This window comes from Qipengyuania sp. RANM35 (assembly GCF_041021145.2).
GTDB lineage: Bacteria > Pseudomonadota > Alphaproteobacteria > Sphingomonadales > Sphingomonadaceae > Qipengyuania > Qipengyuania soli.
Genome location: NZ_CM196433.1, coordinates 2,047,712 through 2,066,378 on the forward strand (window position 1 = coordinate 2,047,712; position 18,667 = coordinate 2,066,378).

The 18,667-nt window shown below is 62.6% G+C and carries 14 protein-coding genes; 7 read left to right on the plus strand and 7 right to left on the minus strand.

All coding sequences use genetic code 11. The features are described from left to right. Positions 1 to 3: 3 nt before the first annotated feature. Positions 4 to 1,023: a PAS domain-containing protein gene (locus RAM60_RS10235; protein WP_369026855.1), complete on the minus strand. Its 1,020-nt coding sequence runs from the start codon at positions 1,021 to 1,023 to the stop codon at positions 4 to 6. Positions 1,024 to 1,227: 204 nt separating this feature from the next. Between RAM60_RS10235 and RAM60_RS10240 the strand changes: the two genes are divergently transcribed. The 5 genes from RAM60_RS10240 to RAM60_RS10260 all read left to right on the plus strand — a co-directional run bounded on the left by RAM60_RS10240 (position 1,228) and on the right by RAM60_RS10260 (position 6,781). Continuing rightward, complete coding sequence (locus RAM60_RS10240) at positions 1,228 to 2,436, plus strand: toxic anion resistance protein (protein WP_369026854.1); 1,209 nt, start codon at positions 1,228 to 1,230, stop codon at positions 2,434 to 2,436. A 10-nt stretch (positions 2,437 to 2,446) separates the two neighbouring features. Next, a complete protein-coding gene (locus RAM60_RS10245) occupies positions 2,447 to 3,205 on the plus strand; it encodes a hypothetical protein (RefSeq protein ID WP_369026853.1) in 759 nt (252 codons plus the stop codon). Then, a complete protein-coding gene (locus RAM60_RS10250; protein ID WP_200981283.1) occupies positions 3,205 to 3,516 on the plus strand; it encodes a polyhydroxyalkanoic acid system family protein in 312 nt (103 codons plus the stop codon). Before RAM60_RS10245 ends, RAM60_RS10250 begins: the two co-directional genes overlap by 1 nt. Positions 3,517 to 3,701: 185 nt before the next feature. Beyond that, a complete protein-coding gene (locus RAM60_RS10255; RefSeq protein WP_510639696.1) occupies positions 3,702 to 4,214 on the plus strand; it encodes a biliverdin-producing heme oxygenase in 513 nt (170 codons plus the stop codon). After that, positions 4,211 to 6,781, plus strand: coding sequence for an HWE histidine kinase domain-containing protein (locus RAM60_RS10260; RefSeq protein WP_369026851.1), 2,571 nt, complete (start codon positions 4,211 to 4,213; stop codon positions 6,779 to 6,781). The genes RAM60_RS10255 and RAM60_RS10260 overlap by 4 nt, the downstream gene beginning before the upstream one ends. Here RAM60_RS10260 and RAM60_RS10265 read toward each other — a convergent pair. Beyond that, the gene (locus RAM60_RS10265) at positions 6,778 to 7,398 is read right to left on the minus strand and encodes a TonB family protein (RefSeq protein ID WP_369026850.1); all 621 of its coding nucleotides are present in this window, start codon (positions 7,396 to 7,398) and stop codon (positions 6,778 to 6,780) included. The genes RAM60_RS10260 and RAM60_RS10265 overlap by 4 nt on opposite strands. Before the next feature lie 174 nt (positions 7,399 to 7,572). Between RAM60_RS10265 and RAM60_RS10270 the strand changes: the two genes are divergently transcribed. Continuing rightward, complete coding sequence (locus tag RAM60_RS10270) at positions 7,573 to 10,359, plus strand: MASE1 domain-containing protein (protein WP_369026849.1); 2,787 nt, start codon at positions 7,573 to 7,575, stop codon at positions 10,357 to 10,359. 89 nt (positions 10,360 to 10,448) lie between these two features. Here the strand turns inward: RAM60_RS10270 and RAM60_RS10275 are convergent, their stop codons facing one another. From RAM60_RS10275 to RAM60_RS10285, 3 genes are all read right to left on the minus strand, one after another. Continuing rightward, positions 10,449 to 12,929: a TonB-dependent receptor gene (locus tag RAM60_RS10275; protein ID WP_369026848.1), complete on the minus strand. Its 2,481-nt coding sequence runs from the start codon at positions 12,927 to 12,929 to the stop codon at positions 10,449 to 10,451. 254 nt (positions 12,930 to 13,183) lie between these two features. Continuing rightward, positions 13,184 to 14,125: an isopenicillin N synthase family dioxygenase gene (locus RAM60_RS10280; RefSeq protein WP_369026847.1), complete on the minus strand. Its 942-nt coding sequence runs from the start codon at positions 14,123 to 14,125 to the stop codon at positions 13,184 to 13,186. Positions 14,126 to 14,138: 13 nt separating this feature from the next. After that, entirely contained in the window at positions 14,139 to 15,467 is a 1,329-nt protein-coding gene (locus RAM60_RS10285; RefSeq protein WP_369026846.1) for a NupC/NupG family nucleoside CNT transporter, read from the minus strand. 129 nt (positions 15,468 to 15,596) lie between these two features. Here RAM60_RS10285 and RAM60_RS10290 point away from each other — a divergent pair, with 129 nt between their 5' ends. Beyond that, a complete protein-coding gene (locus RAM60_RS10290) occupies positions 15,597 to 16,274 on the plus strand; it encodes a queuosine precursor transporter (RefSeq protein WP_369026845.1) in 678 nt (225 codons plus the stop codon). Here the strand turns inward: RAM60_RS10290 and RAM60_RS10295 are convergent. Further along, complete coding sequence (locus RAM60_RS10295; protein WP_369026843.1) at positions 16,271 to 17,245, minus strand: radical SAM protein; 975 nt, start codon at positions 17,243 to 17,245, stop codon at positions 16,271 to 16,273. The two genes, RAM60_RS10290 and RAM60_RS10295, sit on opposite strands and share 4 nt — an antisense overlap. Then, the gene (locus RAM60_RS10300) at positions 17,245 to 18,663 is read right to left on the minus strand and encodes a dihydrolipoyl dehydrogenase family protein (protein ID WP_369026841.1); all 1,419 of its coding nucleotides are present in this window, start codon (positions 18,661 to 18,663) and stop codon (positions 17,245 to 17,247) included. Before RAM60_RS10300 ends, RAM60_RS10295 begins: the two co-directional genes overlap by 1 nt. Positions 18,664 to 18,667: the final 4 nt, after the last annotated feature.

Consider the following 18,667-nt stretch of genomic DNA (forward strand, 5'->3'; position numbering starts at 1 on the left):
GGCTCAGTTCGGCATGACGCGGACGTGAAAGTCCACAGCCGGACCTGTGCCGTGCCAGTTCACCCCAGCGGACATTCCCGAAGTCGATCCCAGCCTTGTAAGCAACATATGCCCGGAGCCCTGGTAATCGGGCTTGGTGACTGGTCGCCCGCAATCCTCGTGCCAGTGCAGAGTGAGGATATCCCGGCCCAATGAGCCGGTAAGGGTGATCTTTCCGGAACCATTTCCGAGCGCACCGTATTTCAGCGAGTTGGTCTGCAATTCGCCGAGTATCAGCGCCAACTGCTGGACCGCATCGTCGCCAAGGCGTGCGTCAGGCAGGGTGCTGACCTCGATAAGGTTGCCTGCCCCACTCGCTTCGAGCACCTGTTCGATAGCGAGCTTGGCAGTGACCGGCCGGTCGCGGTGGACTGTGAGGAGGTCCTGCGCCCGCGCCAGCGCCTGCAGCTTGTTCTCCAGCCGATCGATAAGATCGCTTGGACCCTCCGAATGGCGGGCCAGCAGCTTTGCAACCGAACTAACGACTGCAAGCTGGTTCTTCAGCCGGTGCCGCATCTCGCGGGCGATGCTGTCCGAGCGCTCCGCCGCGAGCATCGCACGTTCGCGCATCCGGCGCTCGTTGAGGCTTTCCTGGACCTTTTCGGTGACGTCGCGTGAGGTGGCGAGCAGGTGGCTGATCTCTCCATCGGCTCGCATGATCGGGGAAACGCTGACGTCCCACCAGCGTGGTAGCCCGGTAGCAATCGGGCAATAGGCCTCGAAGCGGTCATTCTGCCCCCGGCCCGCACGATTGACGGCCTCGATGACCCGCGCCCTTCCGTCCACCGGCCAGATTTCGTCCCAGCGTTTCCCGACGATTTGGTCGCTGCTGGACAGGCCGAGTGCCCTGAGGCCGTTGCGGTTCACATACTCGATGTCACCTTCAACGCTGAGGAGCTTGATGCAGTCGGCCGTCTGATCAAGGATAGCGCCCAACACATCGTCTGCCTCTTGGGCAAACTGCGCCATGAATGTCTCGCTCATCCTGCAACCCCTCCCGAGTCCCGTCTACTATCACAATTCCAGCTACTTAGCGAATCTCGTCCTTTCGCGCGCGCACGGGAAAACACTTGCACAGCAAAGGTCTTCGCAGGCACAAACTCGCGACCTGTCTTGAAGATCGTGTCTTATGATCCTAATACAGAGCGACGAAGTTCAATTCGCCGATAATCGGAGACCCGCGCCACCATGAGCGAGAGCAAGACGCAGACCGCAACCGCCACCGAGTTCGACCTCAGCCCGCCCGATCCGGTGCCGGCCGTCGCACCGGAAAAGGCGGCGGGCCTGGTGCCCGTTACCGACGAGGTGAAGAGCAAGCTGGAGACCAAGGTTGACGGCTTCGTCGCCGACCTCATCGCATCCGATGCCAATTCACCTGAATTCGGCAAGAAGGTCGACCAGCTGACCAACATGGGCCGCAAGGAAATCATGGCTGCCGCCGGCATGTCCAACCGGTTCCTCGATCGACCCATCCGGGCAATGGACAAGGATGAGGGCGTCGGTGCCAACCTCGCCGAATTGCGCCGCGTCGTCGAAGATCTGGACCCGGGCAAGCGCGGCAAGCTCTCGGGCACGCGCAAGTTCCTCGGCATCATTCCCTTCGGCAACAAGCTGACCAACTACTTCCGCAGCTACCAGAGTGCTCAGACCCACATCCAGTCGATCCTCGGCAACCTCGCCAGCGGCAAGGACGAGCTGATCATGGACAATGCCGCGATCGACGTCGAACGGCAGAAGCTGTGGGAAGCGATGGGCAATCTCGAGCAGATGATCCATATCTCCAAGACGCTCGATGAAAAGCTCGAAGAGAAGGCGCTCGAACTCGACGCGACCGATCCGGCGAAAGCCAAGGCGGTCCGCGAAACCGCGCTGTTCTACGTCCGCCAGCGCACGCAGGACCTTCTGACCCAGATGGCGGTCAGCGTGCAGGGCTATCTCGCGCTCGACCTCGTGAAGAAAAACAATGTCGAGCTGGTCAAGGGCGTCGACCGGGCCAGCACCACCACCGTCGGCGCACTGCGCACTGCAGTGACCGTGGCGGAGGCGATGACCAACCAGCGGCTCGTGCTCGGGCAGATCACCGCTCTCAACGAGACCACAGCGGGCATCATCGACAGCACCAGCACCATGCTGCGCGACCAGACCGGCAAGATCCACGAACAGGCTGCTGCCAGCACCATTCCGCTCGAGACCCTGCAGCGCGCCTTCCAGAACATATACGACACGATGGACGAGGTCGACGCGTTCAAGCTGCGCGCGCTCGACAGCATGAAGCAGACCGTGACCCTGCTTTCGAGCGAGGTCGAAAAGTCGAAAGGCTACATCGCCCGCGCCGAAGGTCAGAACCAGGCGCAGCGCCAGGTGGCGGAATCGGGCCTGCTGAGCATCGAGGGCTGAGGGCACGCCAATGGGTGACCTGACCCGCGAAAGTGACCGCCTGATCCGCGAGGCGCGCATCGTGCGCGACGACAATCGCGCCGGCGGGCGGCACCGGCGTGTCGCCTCCATCGGCGAGGGCTCGGCCAAGGTGAAGCGCGATCACCTGAAGAAGAAGCTGCGCAATGTCGCCATCGCGCTGTTCGCGCTGTGGGTCGGCATGGGCGTGCTGGGGCTGATCATCGACGGGCTCGGCTTTGCGGGCGTCATGGCGCTCGTAGTGGCAAGCGTCGTCGCGGTCGCCGTGCTCGGCAACTACCCCAGGCTCAAGACGCCCAAGCTGCCAGAGATCAACAAGGGCAACGTCCAGCAGATGGTCAGCCGTACCGAGCTGTGGCTTGAGGCGCAGCGCCCCGCCCTGCCCCCGCCGGCCGTCACGCTGGTCGACCAGATCGGCGTACAGCTCGACGGGCTCGGCTACCAGCTCGACGGGCTCGACCAGAACCACCCGAAGGCACGCGAAGTGCGCAGCCTGGTGGGCGAGCAACTGCCGCAGATGGTCGAAAGCTACCGCAAGATCCCGGCTCACCTGCGAACCGAGAAGCGCGGCGGATCTACCCCCGACGAACAGCTGACCGACAGCCTCTCCAAGATCAGCGGCGAAATCGATTCGATCACCCGGCAACTGGCCGAAGGTTCGCTCGACGATCTCGCCATCAAGCACCGCTACCTCGACTACAAGTTCGGCGAAGGTGCCGAAACCAGTCCGCAACTGGAGCACAAACCCTGATGCGCGTTCCCATTCCCCACCAGCTCGGCAAGGACGAAGTCCGTCGGCGGTTGCAGTCGCGCAGCCACGAGATCGCCAACTACGTGCCGGGCGGAATGGCCGATGTCACGACCGGATGGCCGGACGAGGACACGATGAACTTGTCCGTCAAGACCATGGGCCAGGGCGTGAACGGACGGGTTCTCATCGAGGATACCCAGGTGATTTTCGAAATCGACCTGCCTGCAGCACTGTCGTTTGTCGAACCGATGGTCGCCAATGCGATTCGCAGCAAAGGGCAGAAAATGCTGGAGGCCAAGCCGGCCGACTGACCCTTTGACCGGGGCCAATCCCGGTGATTTGAAAAACCTAAAAACTATCAGGAATTTCGGGAACGAACCGCCGTCCCGTGCGCTTCAACCTATCAACGTATTGCGTTAGCCGGTGTGGAAGCTATCGCGACCGTCATAGGGGGGGCGGGAGTGTTATGGTTCGGGTCGATTCCCTGAGAGAAGTGTTGCGAGATTCAACGCGTGAGCTGCACGACGCGCTTGATGGCATGCTTGCGCCGCTTGCGGATGGCGATCGCTACAGCGAGTTCCTTGCAATCCAGCATGCTGCGCGATTGCCTATCGAAGATTGGTTTGATGCCGAGAACGATGTTCTAAGCCCACCCTCCCAGACCGGATTGATCGCGACCGATCTCGCAACGCTCCGAGTGGGACCGTCCCGGAATTCGCCGCGTTTTTGTCCGCAATCGAGCGCAGAAGCGATCGGGATCGCCTGGGTCCTGGCCGGATCCTCGCTCGGCAACCGGGTGATCCTGCGGCGGCGCAAGGCATTCGACGGAGGCACGGCCACATGCTTCCTTGCGGATGATGCCATGCCCAGCTTCTGGAACGCGCTGCGTCCCCGTCTGGAACGGCCGGCCAATGAGCGGGACGCCGAATGTGCGCTTGCCGGCGCTCGCCGCACCTTCGAGCATTTCCTCTCTGTCGCTGGCGACAATACTTCGAAGCTTGCTGCATGAGCGAGGTTCAGGAACCACTTTCGCTCGCAAACTGTGATCGCGAACCGATCCACCAGCTTGGCAAGATCCAGGATTTCGGTGCGCTCGTGGCGGTCAATTCCGATTGGTTCATTGCCCATCGCTCTGCCAATCTCGAGAGCATGCTCGGCCTCGACAAGACTGTCGAAATCGGAGCCCGGCTGACTTCGATAATCGGAACCAATGCGGAAACCAGGATCCGCTCTTCCGCGTCGATCCTCGGCGACAAGGATCATGTCGAACGCCTCTTCGGCATCGACCTGGCCGGTAACGGAAACCTGTTCGATTGTGCGGTCCACACGTCAGGTGCCTTTACCATTATCGAGATCGAGCCGCATACGGCAGGCGACCTCGAACGCCAGATCGCCACGCTGCGTCCGATCATGGCGAGGCTCGACAAATTCGACCGTCCCGAGACGCTGGCGGGTGAAGCCGCGCGGCAGTTGCGCATGGTTCTCGGCATCGACCGGGTCATGGTCTACCGTTTCCGCGACGACCTTTCGGGCGAAGTCATTGCCGAAGCTAAGAGCGACGACATCGAGGCTTTCTATGGCCTTCGCTACCCGAAGTCCGACATTCCCGCCCAGGCGCGCGCGCTTTACGTTCGCAATCGCTTCCGCATCATCAGCGACGTCGAGGCGGAGCCGGTCCCGATCCTTCCCGAGTTCTCACTCGAGGGCGAACCACTCGATCTCAGCATGAGCACGCTGCGCGCGGTCTCGCCGATCCATATCGAATACCTCCACAACATGGGTGTCGGCGCCTCGCTTTCGATTTCGATCATTATCGACGGCAAGCTGTGGGGCCTGTTCGCCTGCCACCATTACGGCCCCAAGCTGCTGCCCTATTCACAGCGCACCGCGGCTGAGCTGTTCTCCGAGCTCTTCTCGCTGGTCATGGAGCGCGTGCTGGCGCGCGAACTGTCGCACCTGCAGGATGAGGGGCGCGCGGTTCACGACCGCCTCATGCGGGACATTGCCGCTGGCACGCCGCTGACCAAGAGCCTGCCGATGATCGACCCGATCATCGAACGGATAATTCCGCACGACGGTGCCAGCGTGTTCGTGGACGATATTTATGATTCGCGCGGTGCTGCACCGAGCGAGGAAGAGTTTCGTGCGATCGCACCCATCCTCAACGCCGCAGCCACAAGCCGCCTGCTGGCGACCGAGGAACTTGTCGAACGCATCCCACGTGCGGCGAGCTTCGCCGACCGTGCCGTGGGCGCGCTGGTCATTCCGATCTCGCGCAGCCCACGCGACTACCTCGTGCTCTGGCGCAAGCCGCTGAAGCAGGTAGTGAACTGGGCTGGCAATCCCGAAAAGCCGATCGAATACGGACCCAACGGTGCCCGCCTGACCCCGCGCAAGAGCTTCGAGGCGTGGCAGGAAACGGTCGAAGGTCGGGCGGAGCCGTGGACCCCCGCCGAACAGAAGATCGCCGAGGGCCTGCGCGTCACCCTGCTCGAAATCATCCTGCGGCTCACCGACGAGGCCGTGCAGGAGCGAGCCAAGGCGCAGCAGCAGCAGGAACTGCTGATCGCGGAACTCAATCACCGCGTCCGCAACATTCTCAACCTCATTCGCGGACTCGTGAACCAGTCGAAGGCGGAGGCGAGAGATATCGAAGCGTTCGTCGAAATCATCAGCGGCCGCATCGGCTCGCTCGCCATGGCGCACGACAACATCACCAAGGGAAACTGGTCGTCTGCCCCGTTGAAAGATCTCATCGACAGCGAAGCCAAGGCATACCTCAGCGGCCAGCTGACCGAGCGGGTCGTCGTCACGGGCCCCGATGTCGAAGTCTCGCCGGAAGCCTACACCGTTTTGGCGCTGGTGCTCCACGAGATGATCACCAATTCGGCGAAATACGGTGCGCTGAGCGACAACTCCGGCACTGTAACCGTCGCCATCGAACGGGACGCGGAGAGCGATCTGCGGATTTCCTGGCGCGAGACTGGCGGACCGCCGGTCAAACCGCCCAAGCGGCGCGGGTTCGGCAGCACCATCATCGAACGCTCGATCCCGTTCGAACTGAACGGCAAGTCCTCTGTCGACTACAAGCTCGCCGGGATTGAAGCGGAATTCTGCATTCCCGCTCGTTTCGTCGAGTCGAAGTCCAGCGATACCACAGGGAAGAGCGAGGCTCGTCAGAAAGCCGTGAATCCCGAGATCGGCACAATCCCGGAAACCGTCCTGCTGGTCGAAGACAGCATGATCATCGCCCTCGATACCGAGGATTGCCTGCGCGAACTGGGTGTCGGTGATGTGCCGGTTGCAAGTTCCGTGGCGGGTGCCCTCAGCATCCTTTCGAAGTCGGCGCCCGACATCGCCATTCTCGACTACAATCTCGGTCAGGAGAACAGCGAGGAAGTTGCCGCAGAACTGTCGCGCCGCGGCATCCCGTTCTGGCTCGCCACCGGATACGGCGAGATGCGCGATCGGCTGGACGAAATCGGCGCCAGCGGCCTGCTGGTCAAACCGTATGGTCGTGACGAACTCGTTTCGATCCTCGCCAGCTTCAAGCCGGACGAACCCGCCGACGCCTAATTGAAGAATCGCTGCTGGTAATAGAACGGCGCGGCAATGGCTTCGCCGGCATCGTTGGTTGCTGGCTTGAAGCGTAACTTCTCCATCACCAGCCGGCAGGTCGCCTGATCCGTGTCCGGGAACGGGCTGGGCCGGTAGACCGAGCAATTGGTGGCGCGGCCGTTGGGCTGCACGGTCACCTTGACGATGACCGATGTGCCGATCCGCGCCTCGCGACCTCCGGGCGGTACAGGGAAGTCGCGCGCCGAGTTGAGCTGTCCCGAAATTATCTCGGGCTTGGTCGCCATGCCTCCGCCGCGCCCGTTGCCACCATTACCGCTTCCCTTTCCGCTGCCCGAGCCGGCCGACCCGGTTCCCGAACCGCTGTCCGTAGCTCCGGACGTGTCGGCCGCCCCGGTTGAGGACGCGCGCGGGGCGGGCTTGTCTTCCTTCATCCGTACCTTGGGCGTGGGCGCGGTGTTCGGCTTGGGAACGGCATCCTTGCCAGGATCGCCCTGCGCGCCTTCGGGTTCGGGAGCTTCCGGTTCCTCTGGTGCGGTCACCGTGACAGTGAATGCCGACACGACGGTCCGCTCCACCGTAGCCACTGCCCCAGGAGCGAAGCTACGTATCAGCACGTAGAAGATTCCCAAATGAATCAACACTATGAGGAAGATAACCCAGACATTGGGCCGCTTCCTGATTGCTGTGTAACGGGTTACCTCTTCCTGCATCCAGCAATAACGACAAACGCCGCCTCCGTGTTCCTATGCGGGTCGATCAAGTGCGATCGCGGCCCGGAGGAGAATTGAATGACGGTATCGACCGGATTGCAACCCACCCTCCCTGCCAAGCGCAGCCAGGACCTGCGGCAAATCGCGATAGCGGGAGTTGCCTGCATCGGTTTCACGGCTTTCGCCTATTTCAGCATCGACCTGACGCGCAGCGGTGGGCGGATCGCGTCGATCTGGTTGCCGAATGCCCTCGCAGTTGCCTTCCTCCTGCGGTTTCGGATGAGAACGGAGTGGGCGATATTGGTTGCGATGGGAGCAGGGAATGTCGCTGCCAATCTGCTGCAAGGTGACGACCTTGGTCACGCGCTGATGCTGTCGAGTGCCAACCTGCTTGAGATCGTGATAGCGACGCGCCTGTCGCGCCATTGGTGCAAGGGGGCACCACAAATGGACGACACCGGGGACCTGCTCAGGTTCAGCCTGGCTGCCGGTCTCGTCGCGCCTGTATCGTCGGCACTTGTCGCCTCTCTCGCGCTTGCGGAAAGCGTGGCGGAACTGGAGGCCATCTACCTGAAATGGGCCATCGCCGATGCCCTGAGCCTGCTGATCCTTGCGCCAAGTTGCATGATCGCAATCGATGCCATCCGGAACCGGCGGCGGCCGACGCGACAGGAACTTGCCGAATGGCTGGTGCTGTCGGTGTTCGGCACGAGTGTGACCTTGGTCATCTTCCTGCAGAACGCTTACCCTCTGCTGTTCCTCGTGCCCCCCGTGGTCGTGGCGCACGCCTTCCGGCTTGGTCTCCTGGGAACCGCATTTTCGACGATGAAGGTTGCCATCATCGCGATGGTCTGCACGGAATTGGGCAACGGTCCGATCAATCTGCTCGCCTATGATAGGAGCGAGCAGCTGTTGGTGCTGGAAGCCTTCCTCGCCTCGGCAATCGTTGTCGGCCTCCCGGTTGCCGCAATCCTGGCGACTAGGAAGAGGATGACCGACGCTCTGATTACGCAAAGGTCCGAACTGGCTCTGCTTGCCGAAAACGTCACCGACGCCATCCTGAGATACGACGAGCACGGGCTTTGCACCTATGCTTCGCCCTCGACCCTCAACGTGCTGGGAATGCCACCCGAAAAGTTCGTCGGCCTTTCTCCGAGCGAGCGGCTGCACCCGGATTCGTACGACAGCATACGTGCGGTCGAGGAGCGGTTGCTTTCTGGAGCCAGTCCCAAGGAGCGTTTCACATACCGCCGCTATCTCGATGCGCCAGACGGCTCGCCCGTCTTCATCGAAGCCGACTGCGCCGTCGCGACCAATGCGCGTACGGGCGCTCGCGACGGAATCGTCGTCTCGGCTCGCGATGTCACGGCCAGGGTCGAGCTCGAGCAACGTTTGAAACGCGCCATGCGCCACGCCGAAAACGCGGCGCGTGCCAAGGCCCAGTTCCTTGCCAACATGAGCCACGAGATCCGCACGCCGATGAACGGTGTGCTGGGCTTTGCGGAACTGCTGCAGCGGCAGGGCCTTGAAGGCGATGCCGGACGCTATGCCAGACTCATCGAACGGTCGGGTCGTTCGATGATGATGCTGCTGAACGACATCCTCGACATCTCGAAGATCGAATCGGGGAAACTGGTCGTTTCGTCAGAACCGATACTTCTGAGCCAACTGGCGGCGGACTGTGTCGAGCTCCATGCTACGCAAGCCGAACGCAAGGGGATCAATCTCGACCTCGTCTTCGACGAGGATCTCCCGCGCCACATCGAAAGCGATCCCCTTCGCCTGCGCCAGATCCTCCTCAACCTGATCGGCAATGCGATCAAGTTTACGGAGACCGGAACGATCATCGTTTCCGTCATGCGAGAAGGGAAACGGTTGTCCCTTTCCGTGGAAGACAGCGGGATCGGGATCGACGAAGCACGGCTGGAGACAATCTTCGATCCGTTCGTCCAGGCCGAGGGTGACACGACACGCCGGTTCGGAGGCACGGGCCTCGGGCTCAGCATCTCGCGCCAGCTTGCGCAGCTGCTAGGCGGCACCCTCACCGTCGATTCCATGCCCGGAGTCGGATCCCGCTTCGCCTTGCGCATCCCCATCGTGGAACCCGACATTGCCGCGGCCTCGCCTGAGGAAAGCGGGCAATCGAAGGTGAGTGCTCCCCCGGGCGGACGCGTACTCCTGGCCGAGGATCACGACGTGAACCGCATGCTCGTGACCGCGATGCTCGAGGAGCTCGGTCAGGAAGTGGAAGTGGTACACGATGGGGTTTCTGCCATCGAGGCCATCTTCGACGCCCAGGCCGGCGGGCGCATGTACGACCTCGTGCTGATGGATATCCAAATGCCGGGCTGCGACGGCTATGCCGCAACGAGAACGGTGCGGGCCGGGGGAATTGGTCCAGACCAGCTCCCGATCGTGGCACTGACAGCCAATGCCTATCCCGAGGATATCGCCGCTGCCCAGGACGCGGGAATGCAGGCACATCTTGCAAAACCCCTGGTGTTCGAGGACCTGGCGGCTGCGTTGGCGCGATGGCTGCCGGTGCGGATTATCGACGATGCGCGCGAGCCACCCCGCATACCGGCACGCAAGCCGGCTTCCACCGCCCCTGAACTCAACGATCGCTGGGCCCTTCGACGCAGCGAGGCCATCGAGGCAGTGTCCAATGCAGTCCGCTGCGGGACAATGGATGGTGAGGGGATCGAGGACCTGGCGCGCACGGTCCACAAGCTTGCCGGGACTGCGGGCATGTTCGGTGAGGAAGAATTGGGCGTCCGTGCCGCAGCGCTGGAGCGTGCCCTGCGCTCGAGCGTCGAACCCGAAGTCCGTCAGCGCCTCGCCGAGGAGTTGCTGCAGGCGGCCTAGGACCGGCGCATGAAAAAGGGCGGCCATTCCGAAGGATGACCGCCCCTAGTCTTGTCCGGCCCGGAGTAAGCCCCCGGTGCCTTATTGTCTTAGAAGCCCCAGATGAGCGACGCGGTGAATGCGCGCGGCGGGCCGATGTTCACGAACGCACCCGAAGTCGTCAGGCCGGTCGAAGCCGAACCGATGTAGACTTCATCGAGCAGGTTGGTGACGTTGATCTGGACGTACGCCTTTTCGAGGTCTTCGTTGAAGTGACCCAGCGAGAGGCGCATGTCGAGATCGGCCACGGTGTAACCCGGAAGCTCGACGGTGTTGATGTCGTTCAGATAGCGGACGCCGGTGCGCTTGATCTGCGCGCCGAGTTCCACCGGACCAAGTTCGGCCTGGGCGCGAGCGCCGAGGGTGAACTTCGGAGCGCCGGCTTCACGCTTGCCGGCAGTTGCAGCGAACGAGTTGGCACCGGTCTGGACGTCGTCCTTGATGTCCGACTTCAGGTAGGAACCGAAGACATAGAGCAGGAACGGGTCCGAAGGCTTCCACGAGATGCTGCCGTCGATACCGTACTTGTCGACCGTGCCCAGGTTGCGGGTGATGGTACGGTCAAGAACCGGATCGTAGGCCGAGGCCAGTCGGTTGTTGTAGCGGTTGAACCAGCCCGAAACCTGAGCCTGGACGTTACCGGTCTGGTAGCGGAGGCCGAGGTCGAACGAGTCCGAGGTTTCCGGAACCGGTGCAACACCGACGAAGAGCGAGCCGTAGAGGCTGTCCGTGCCCGGGACCGACAGGTTCTTCGCGTAGCTTGCGAAGACGCTGAAGGCGTCGGTGAAGTTGTAGGTAAGGCCTACGTTCGGGAGCAGCTTGTCGTACTTGTACTTCGCCGAAACCGGCGCGACGTAGCTCGGGTTGGCTGCCACGTAAGCTGCGATGTCGGCGTCGCCGTTGATGCAGTTCACGTTGCCCGATGCGTCGGTCGTAACGCAGTACTGGTTCAGGTCACGCGAGAAGAACGGTGCACGCACACCCACCTGGGCAACGAGGTTACCGAACTCGCCACGATACTCGGCCGAAACCTGGTTCAGCGTAGCATACGAAAGGCGGTTACGCTTCTGGGGCGCAACGCCATCGTTGTCGAGCAGCGGATCGTTGATCGGGAAGACGTCTACCGGCTCGCCGTTCGGCAGCAGCGAACCTGCGGTGCCGGTCTGACGGTGACGCGCGCGGTCGAAGGTGTAGGCCAGACGAACGCGGTTGTTGGCGTCGATGTCGTAGATCAGGTTGGCGATCACGCCATAACGACGGGTCTGCGTGTGGCTGGGCGACAGGATCGTCACGTAGTCCAGCGTATCGCCGTCACCGTTCAGGTCGGTGCCGCCGAAGTAGTAGTACTGCGTCGAACGGTTGTTGCGCTGCGGGTTACGCGCATCGGTCCGGAAGATGCCGCCGGTGAAACCGTCGGGCGAGAAGCCTTCGTAACCGATCGAGGTGCCACCGCCGTTCGCCTTCACGTACTGGAAGCTCGGGTCGACCGTGAGGGTCAGCGAGTCGCCGATCGAGAAGCGCGAGTTGCCGCGGATGTTGCCCGTGTTCGAGGGGTTGTAACGACGCTCGAAGGGAGTGCCGCACGAGTTGTAGCGGTCCTGAACGCCATTGACGCCGTCGACAAGGGTACAGGGCGTGCCGTCCGACAGGTCGTAGAAGCGGTCTTCCGGATCCTGGATGGCGTAGGTTTCGATACCGCTGAAGTTCGACGGCGAACCGTTGAAGTTGTTGCGGTTCTGGTTGTAGTGGCCAGCGATCGAGATGAAGTCGCCATTGTCGCCCAGCGGCTGGAACAGCTTGGCGTTGTACTGCTGCTTGTCGACGCCGCCGTAGTTCGAGAAGGTCGAGTCATTCTCGGTACGCGAAGCGCTGATGTAGGCCTTGAGGCCACCGGCGGTCAGTTCACCGGTCTCGATCTTGCCGAAGAAGCGGTACATCATGCGGTCGCCCGGGTCGCCGCGCGAAATGATGTTGCCGTAGGTGATGCTGGTCAGGACGCCGAACTCGTCGTCGGGAACCTTTGAGCGGATGTTGATCGTACCGCCGGCTGCCGAAGCGGTCGGGCTGTCGACGTCGGTCGAACCGAGGCTGACGGTCGCATACTCGATGATTTCGGGGTCGAGCATCTGGTTGGTGTAGAGCGCATAGTTACCCGAGTCGTTCAGCGGAACGCCGTCGAAGGTCTGCGAGATACGGTCCGACGAGAAGCCGCGGATGGTGAAGCTGCCACCAAGCGAACCGAACGGGTCGTTGTTGGTGAAGCTGACGCCCGGGACGAGGTTCAGCGTGTCGTTGATCGTCTGGCCGGGGGTCTGGCGCCCGATCAGTTCGGAGTCGATCTGGACCTTCGCCTTGGGCGAATCCGGAATATCGACGCCACCGACATCGGTTGCGCGGGCGCCCGAAACGACGATGACGTTTTCGTCGTCGAAGTCGGCCGAACCGGTTGACTGGGCTGCTGCTGGCGAAGCGACCATTGCGCTTGCTGCAATGCCGACCGCCGAAGCAGTCAGGAGATATTTGAACTTCATTCTGAAGACCCCTTACGTGTCCGAAACTATGTGCTCAAAGGAAAGCGGTGCCCGGTTATTCCGGTGACGTTTCGGCAAAGCGGAGGATTTATGACAGAGTCAAGACAACCGTGGCCGCATTGACTCACGAGTACCGGAAATCCCGAATAAATCGCTTTAAACCAGATATTTAGATATGTTGCAGAAAGGCAACGCGGGATAACTTTTCCAGCTATCCCGCGAATTCCTGCCAATTATGCTGCAACGCAACGTCCCTAAACGAGATTGATCTCGCGCAGGCGCTGCAAGAGGAAATCATGACTCGAAATCGGTTCGGGATGATCCTCCGGCCGCTCGGGATCGATGCACGAGGGCAGCGTTTCGATGACGTAGTCCGGCCGGAAATGCAGGAAGAACGGCATCGAATAACGTGCCCGGTAAGCGGCCTCCCCGCGCGGGTTGACGACGCGGTGGGTGGTCGAACGCAGCCTGTTGTTGGTCAGGCGATCGAGCATGTCGCCGATATTGACCACCAGCGCACCTTCGGGCGGCGCGACAGCCTTCCACTCGCCCTGCGCAGTAAGTAGTTCAAGTCCGGCCTCTTCTGCTCCCAGCAAAAGCGTGATGGTGTTGATGTCGCCATGCGCCGCCGCGCGGATCGCGCCCTCGGCCTCGGCACCTTCCAGCGGCGGATAACGCAGCAGGCGCATCACCGAATTGCCGTCCTTGACGGTGGCGGCAAAATAGTCGCGCTCCAGGCCGAGGTGCAGTGCGATGCCCTCGAGCACGCGCGCGCCAGCCGCTTCGAACGCGGAATAGAGTTCGCTGAAGGTCTCGCGAAATCCTTCGACCTCTGACGGCCAGACGTTGTCGGCCATGTACTGGGCGAGCGGGTGACCTTCGGGAAGCTCGCGCCCGACGTGCCAGAATTCCTTGAGGTCGTGGACCTTGGCGTCCTTGGCCTTTTCGGTCCCGAACGGGGTGTAGCCGCGCGCGCCGCCGCCGCCGGGAATGTGATAGGCCCGCTTGGCCTCTTCGGGCAGCGCGAAGAAGGCCTTCGACATCGCTTCGGCGCGGTCGATCAGTTCCTGCGGGATGCCATGGTCGCGGATTACGGCGAAGCCATACTCCTCGAAGCTGCGTCCCAGGTCGTCGGCAATGGTTTCCAGCGGCTGTGCGAGTGACACAACCGCAATTTCGGTTTTCGAGTCGGTCATAATGTGTGCGCCCTTAATACGGGAGGAAGAGTCCCGCCAGCGCCGCGCTCATCAGGTTGGCGAGGCTGCCGGCGGCCAGAGCGCGCAATCCCAGCTTGGCGATGACCGGTCTTTGATTTGGCGCAAGCCCGCCAGTCACGGCCATCTGGATGGCGATCGAGCTGAAGTTGGCGAAACCGCACAGCGCGAAAGTGACGATGGCGCGACTGCGCTCTGGGAGGGCCGATCCGTCCATAGCGCCGAGCTCGATAAAAGCGACGAACTCGTTGAGCACGATCTTGGTACCGAACAGACCGCCAGCTGCGCCCGCTTGATCCCAAGGAATGCCAATTAAAAACATGACCGGCGCGAAAACGAAGCCGAGCAGCTGCTGGAAGCTGACGTCGGGATAGCCAAACCAGCCGCCGATCCCGCCAAGGATGCCGTTGGCGAGTGCCACCAGCGCAACGAAGACCATGACCATCGCGCCAACCGCGACCGCCAACTTGACACCGGTCTGGGTTCCCTGCGCCGCCGCTTCGATCAGGTTGGCAGGCTTGTGACCTTCCTCGAAGGTTTCGGCCACCTCGACTTCGTGCGGCTTGCCGCTCTCTGTGAGTGCTGCCGGACCTTCGGCGCTGATACGCGCATCGGGCAGCTTGACCTCGGCCATTTCGGCCGCGTCACGCGCAAGGTCGCTCTCGTCGTCGGGCATGATGATCTTGGCCATCAGGATGCCGCCGGGTGCGGACATGAACGCAGCAGCAAGGAGGAAGGGCACCGCTTCCGAGCCGATGAAGCTGGCATAGGCCGCAAGGATCGTGCCCGCGACACCAGCCATGCCAACAGCCATCAGCGTGAACAACCGGCTCGGCGTGAGCGCCGCGAGATAGGGGCGCACCACCAGCGGGCTTTCAGACTGACCGACGAAAATGTTGGCCGCGCTACCGAGCGCCTCGACCTTGCTAATTCCGGTAATCCAGCCGATCGCCCCGCCGACCCAGCGCACCAGTCTCTGCATGATGCCGAGGTGGTAGAGGATCGAGACGATCGCGGCGAAGAACACGATCACCGGCAGCGCGGCGATGACGAAGGTGTTGGCGAAAGGGTTTGTATCCATCGGACCGAATACGCTCGTAATGCCGACCTTGGAGAAGTCGAGCAGCGCGATCACCCCGTTCGAAAGGCCCTGGATCAGTTGCACGCCCCACGGGGTGCGCAATACCAGCAGTGCCATGAACGCCTGCAACGCAAACGCCGCCCCAACGACCCGCAGCTTGATGCGGCGCTTCCCAGTCGAAAGCAGGAAGGCGATCGCGAGGATCGCGACGATGCCGAGCAGATTGATGACGATAGGCGGCATGGTGCGAAATCCTCGAAGGGCGGACAAGTTGCGGATGAAATCAACGGCTGTCTTGCGCGTGGCGGGCCGTTAGTCAATTTTCGCGCCCTATCGCAGCATCGCCTGTGAACAGCTTGTGAAGGACCCCGAATGACCGACGCCATCGCCAACGAGAAGCAAATGGCCGCAGCCGCCATGCCGCGGGCCCTGTTCGTCTACACGCTTCTCTATGGCGGCATGACCGTGCTTGCAGGCGTCCTGGCGTTCAAGCAGGTGCGCCTTGTGCCGAGCGACCTGGCAGTCGAGGCGGGCATTTTCCCCTACCTGCTGCTGGTGGTGATCTCGAGCACGCTTGCCCAGCTTTACGGGCAGGCGCGCGCCAATCTGCTGGTGATCTGGGGCTTCGTTCCGCTCGCCATCTCGGCCTTGCTTATCTTCCTCGTGCTTGGCCTGCCGGCTTCGCCCGACATGGATGCGACCCGGCTTGGCGCTTTCGAGACCGTGCTTTCGAGCACCCCGCGCATCATGGCGGCAGGCCCCGCGGCGTATGGCGTATCGCTGCTGCTCAACGTCTGGATCTTCGCGCGCCTGCGCGGCACGGGCGATGGCGGCGGCACCGCATCGCTGATGATCCGCGGTGCGATCGCATCCGCCCTGAGCCAGGCGATCGATTCGGTGATCTTCATCACCCTCGCCTTCTACGGCGAGTTCCCGATCACCAATCTGCTGATCGGCCAGGTGATCGCCAAGGTCGTGCTCAGCATCGTCCTCGTGCCCTTCCTCATCACCGGCGGAGTGGCTTTCGCCCGCTGGCTGGACGCACGCTAGGCCGAACAGCTCGCCCCGCCGAGGACGCAGAAACGCGCGCAATGCGGGTGGTTGAGGGCGATATCGCCCGCAGCCTCCGCCAGTGTCGCACCCATGTCGAAGCCTGCCTCGTAGGGCAGCAGCGTGCAGGCGGCGACGCGCGGCGCACTCTCTCCCTTGCGGTGGACCACCATGCGGCTGGTGGCGCACATGACCTCTGCGGACGACTTGCCGAGGATGTCCCAGCAATCGGTCGTGATCTCGGCGATGTCCCGGGTCGCGTCCATCTCGGGGAACAGCACCAGCCGCGCCGGATCGCGGGCGTCGATGGCGATGCCCCGGTCGGCGAACAGCTTCGCATATCCATCGCGGGCGGTTTGCTCATCCTCGTGGGGGAGAAGACGCCCGGCGACGGCAATCGAGAAGCCATTTTCCGACAGCCACACGAGGCCTTCCATCGCCGGATCCCAGCTGCGCAAGCCCCGCTCGGCTTCGTGCATGGGTTTGGTATGATGGTCGAGGCTGACGCGCAGCGTGAGCCTGTCGCCATACGCCTCGCGCAGTGCCAGCAAGGCCTCCTCGTGCCGCCGCATCGGACGCATGGCATTGGTTAGCACCAACACCTCGAACCCGCGCGACAGGGCCGCATCGAGCATCGGCAGGATTTCGGGGTTCATGAAGGGCTCGCCGCCCGTGAACCCTATCTCGCGCGTGCCGAAGCCGTGGGCCTCGTCAAGGAAGGTGGTCGCATCCGCGAGAGTCAGATAGACCAGCGCATCATTGGTTGGGCTGCTCTCGATATAGCAGGTCGCGCAGGCGAGATTGCACAGCGTTCCGGTGTTGAGCCAGAGCGTTTCGAGCCTGACCAGCGGCACCGTAGCGCGCGCTTCCCCCTTCGCGGTGACATGCGGATCGACGAACTTTTCGCGCAGGAGAGGCGGTGCCTCCACCGCGAAGGGCGAGGGTCCGACAGGCGCGTTGCGGCTCGCCATCAGGACAAAGCCCGGCGCATTCTGGCCACCAGTGCGGCGTATTTCTTGGGCAGGCCGCCGAACACGGTCGGCTCCCACGCACTGAAGGCAGCCGCCTTGGAAATCTCGCTGCGGGTCGGATAGGCGATGATCGCACTGCCGAGCGCGAAGGTGCTGCTCTTGCCCGTGATCGACTGGGTGAAGGGCAGCAGCAGCTCGCCGGCATTCCTGCCGACGATACTCACACCGAGTACCTTCTTGCCCTTGAGCACCATCTTCATGTGGCCCTTGACGTAACCCTCGGCGACGGCGCGTTCGTTCTCGGAGAATTCCTCGCGGACGACCGTGATCTTTTCTCCATGCGCCTTGCGGGCATCGGCCTCGGTCATGCCGATCTGCGCGACTTCCGGTTCGGTATAGGTGCACCAGGGAAGCGCCTTATAGTCGACCTTGGTCGGCAGGCCGGTGACGATCTCTAGCGCGACGTTGGAGCCCTCGTATCCCGACACATGGGTCAGTCGTGGGCCCGCCCGGCAATCGCCGATCGCGTAAATGCCCTTCACCGAAGTGCGACGGCGGGCATCGACCCTGAAGCCGTTGCCGCCAAGGGCGATGCCCAGATCCTCCGCTCCGAACCCGCGGACCCGTGCCCTGCGTCCTACGGCGAGCAGCAGGTGCGTGCCTGAGAGGGTCTCACCGCCATCGGTATGGACCGTGGCTTGTCCGGCCTCGCCTTCAACCTTGTTCGCCGCCCCGCGCACGAAGCGCACGCCTTCGCCCTTCATCGTATCGACCACGACCGCCACCGATTCCGGATCGTCGCGGCCCATGAGGTCGTGAGGCTCAATCACCGTCACCTCGCTTCCGAGACGGCGAAAGCTCTGCGCCATCTCCATGCCGATCACCCCGCCCCCGATGATGACGAGATGCCCCGGCAATTCGTCGATTTCGAACAGGTTCTCGTTGGTGAGGTAAGGAACATCGTGGATGCCCTCGATCGGCGGGACGACCGGTTCGGAGCCGGTCGCGATCACGATGCGCGGAGCATGCAGGGTCCGGCCCGCGACCTCGACCGACTGCCGCCCGGTCAGCCGAGCATGGCCGAGCAGGACCTCGCAGCCCATTTCCTCGAAGGTCTCGACCGAATCGTGATGCTCGATCCCGGCGATGGCATCGCGGATATGGCCGCGCACGCCGGTCCAGTCGACCTGCGGAGCCGCCAGCGTAACTCCGAAGCGCTTCTCTTCGCGCGCTTCGGCAGCGCGTCTTGCCGCCGTGATCAGAGCCTTCGACGGGACGCAGCCGTTGTTGAGGCATTCGCCCCCCATCTTGTGGCCCTCGATCAGCGCCACCTTCAGGCCGAACAGCGCGCAGCCGCCCGCTGCGGTTAGCCCCGCGGCCCCGCCGCCGATCACGATTACGTCATGGGTGAATTTCATCGCC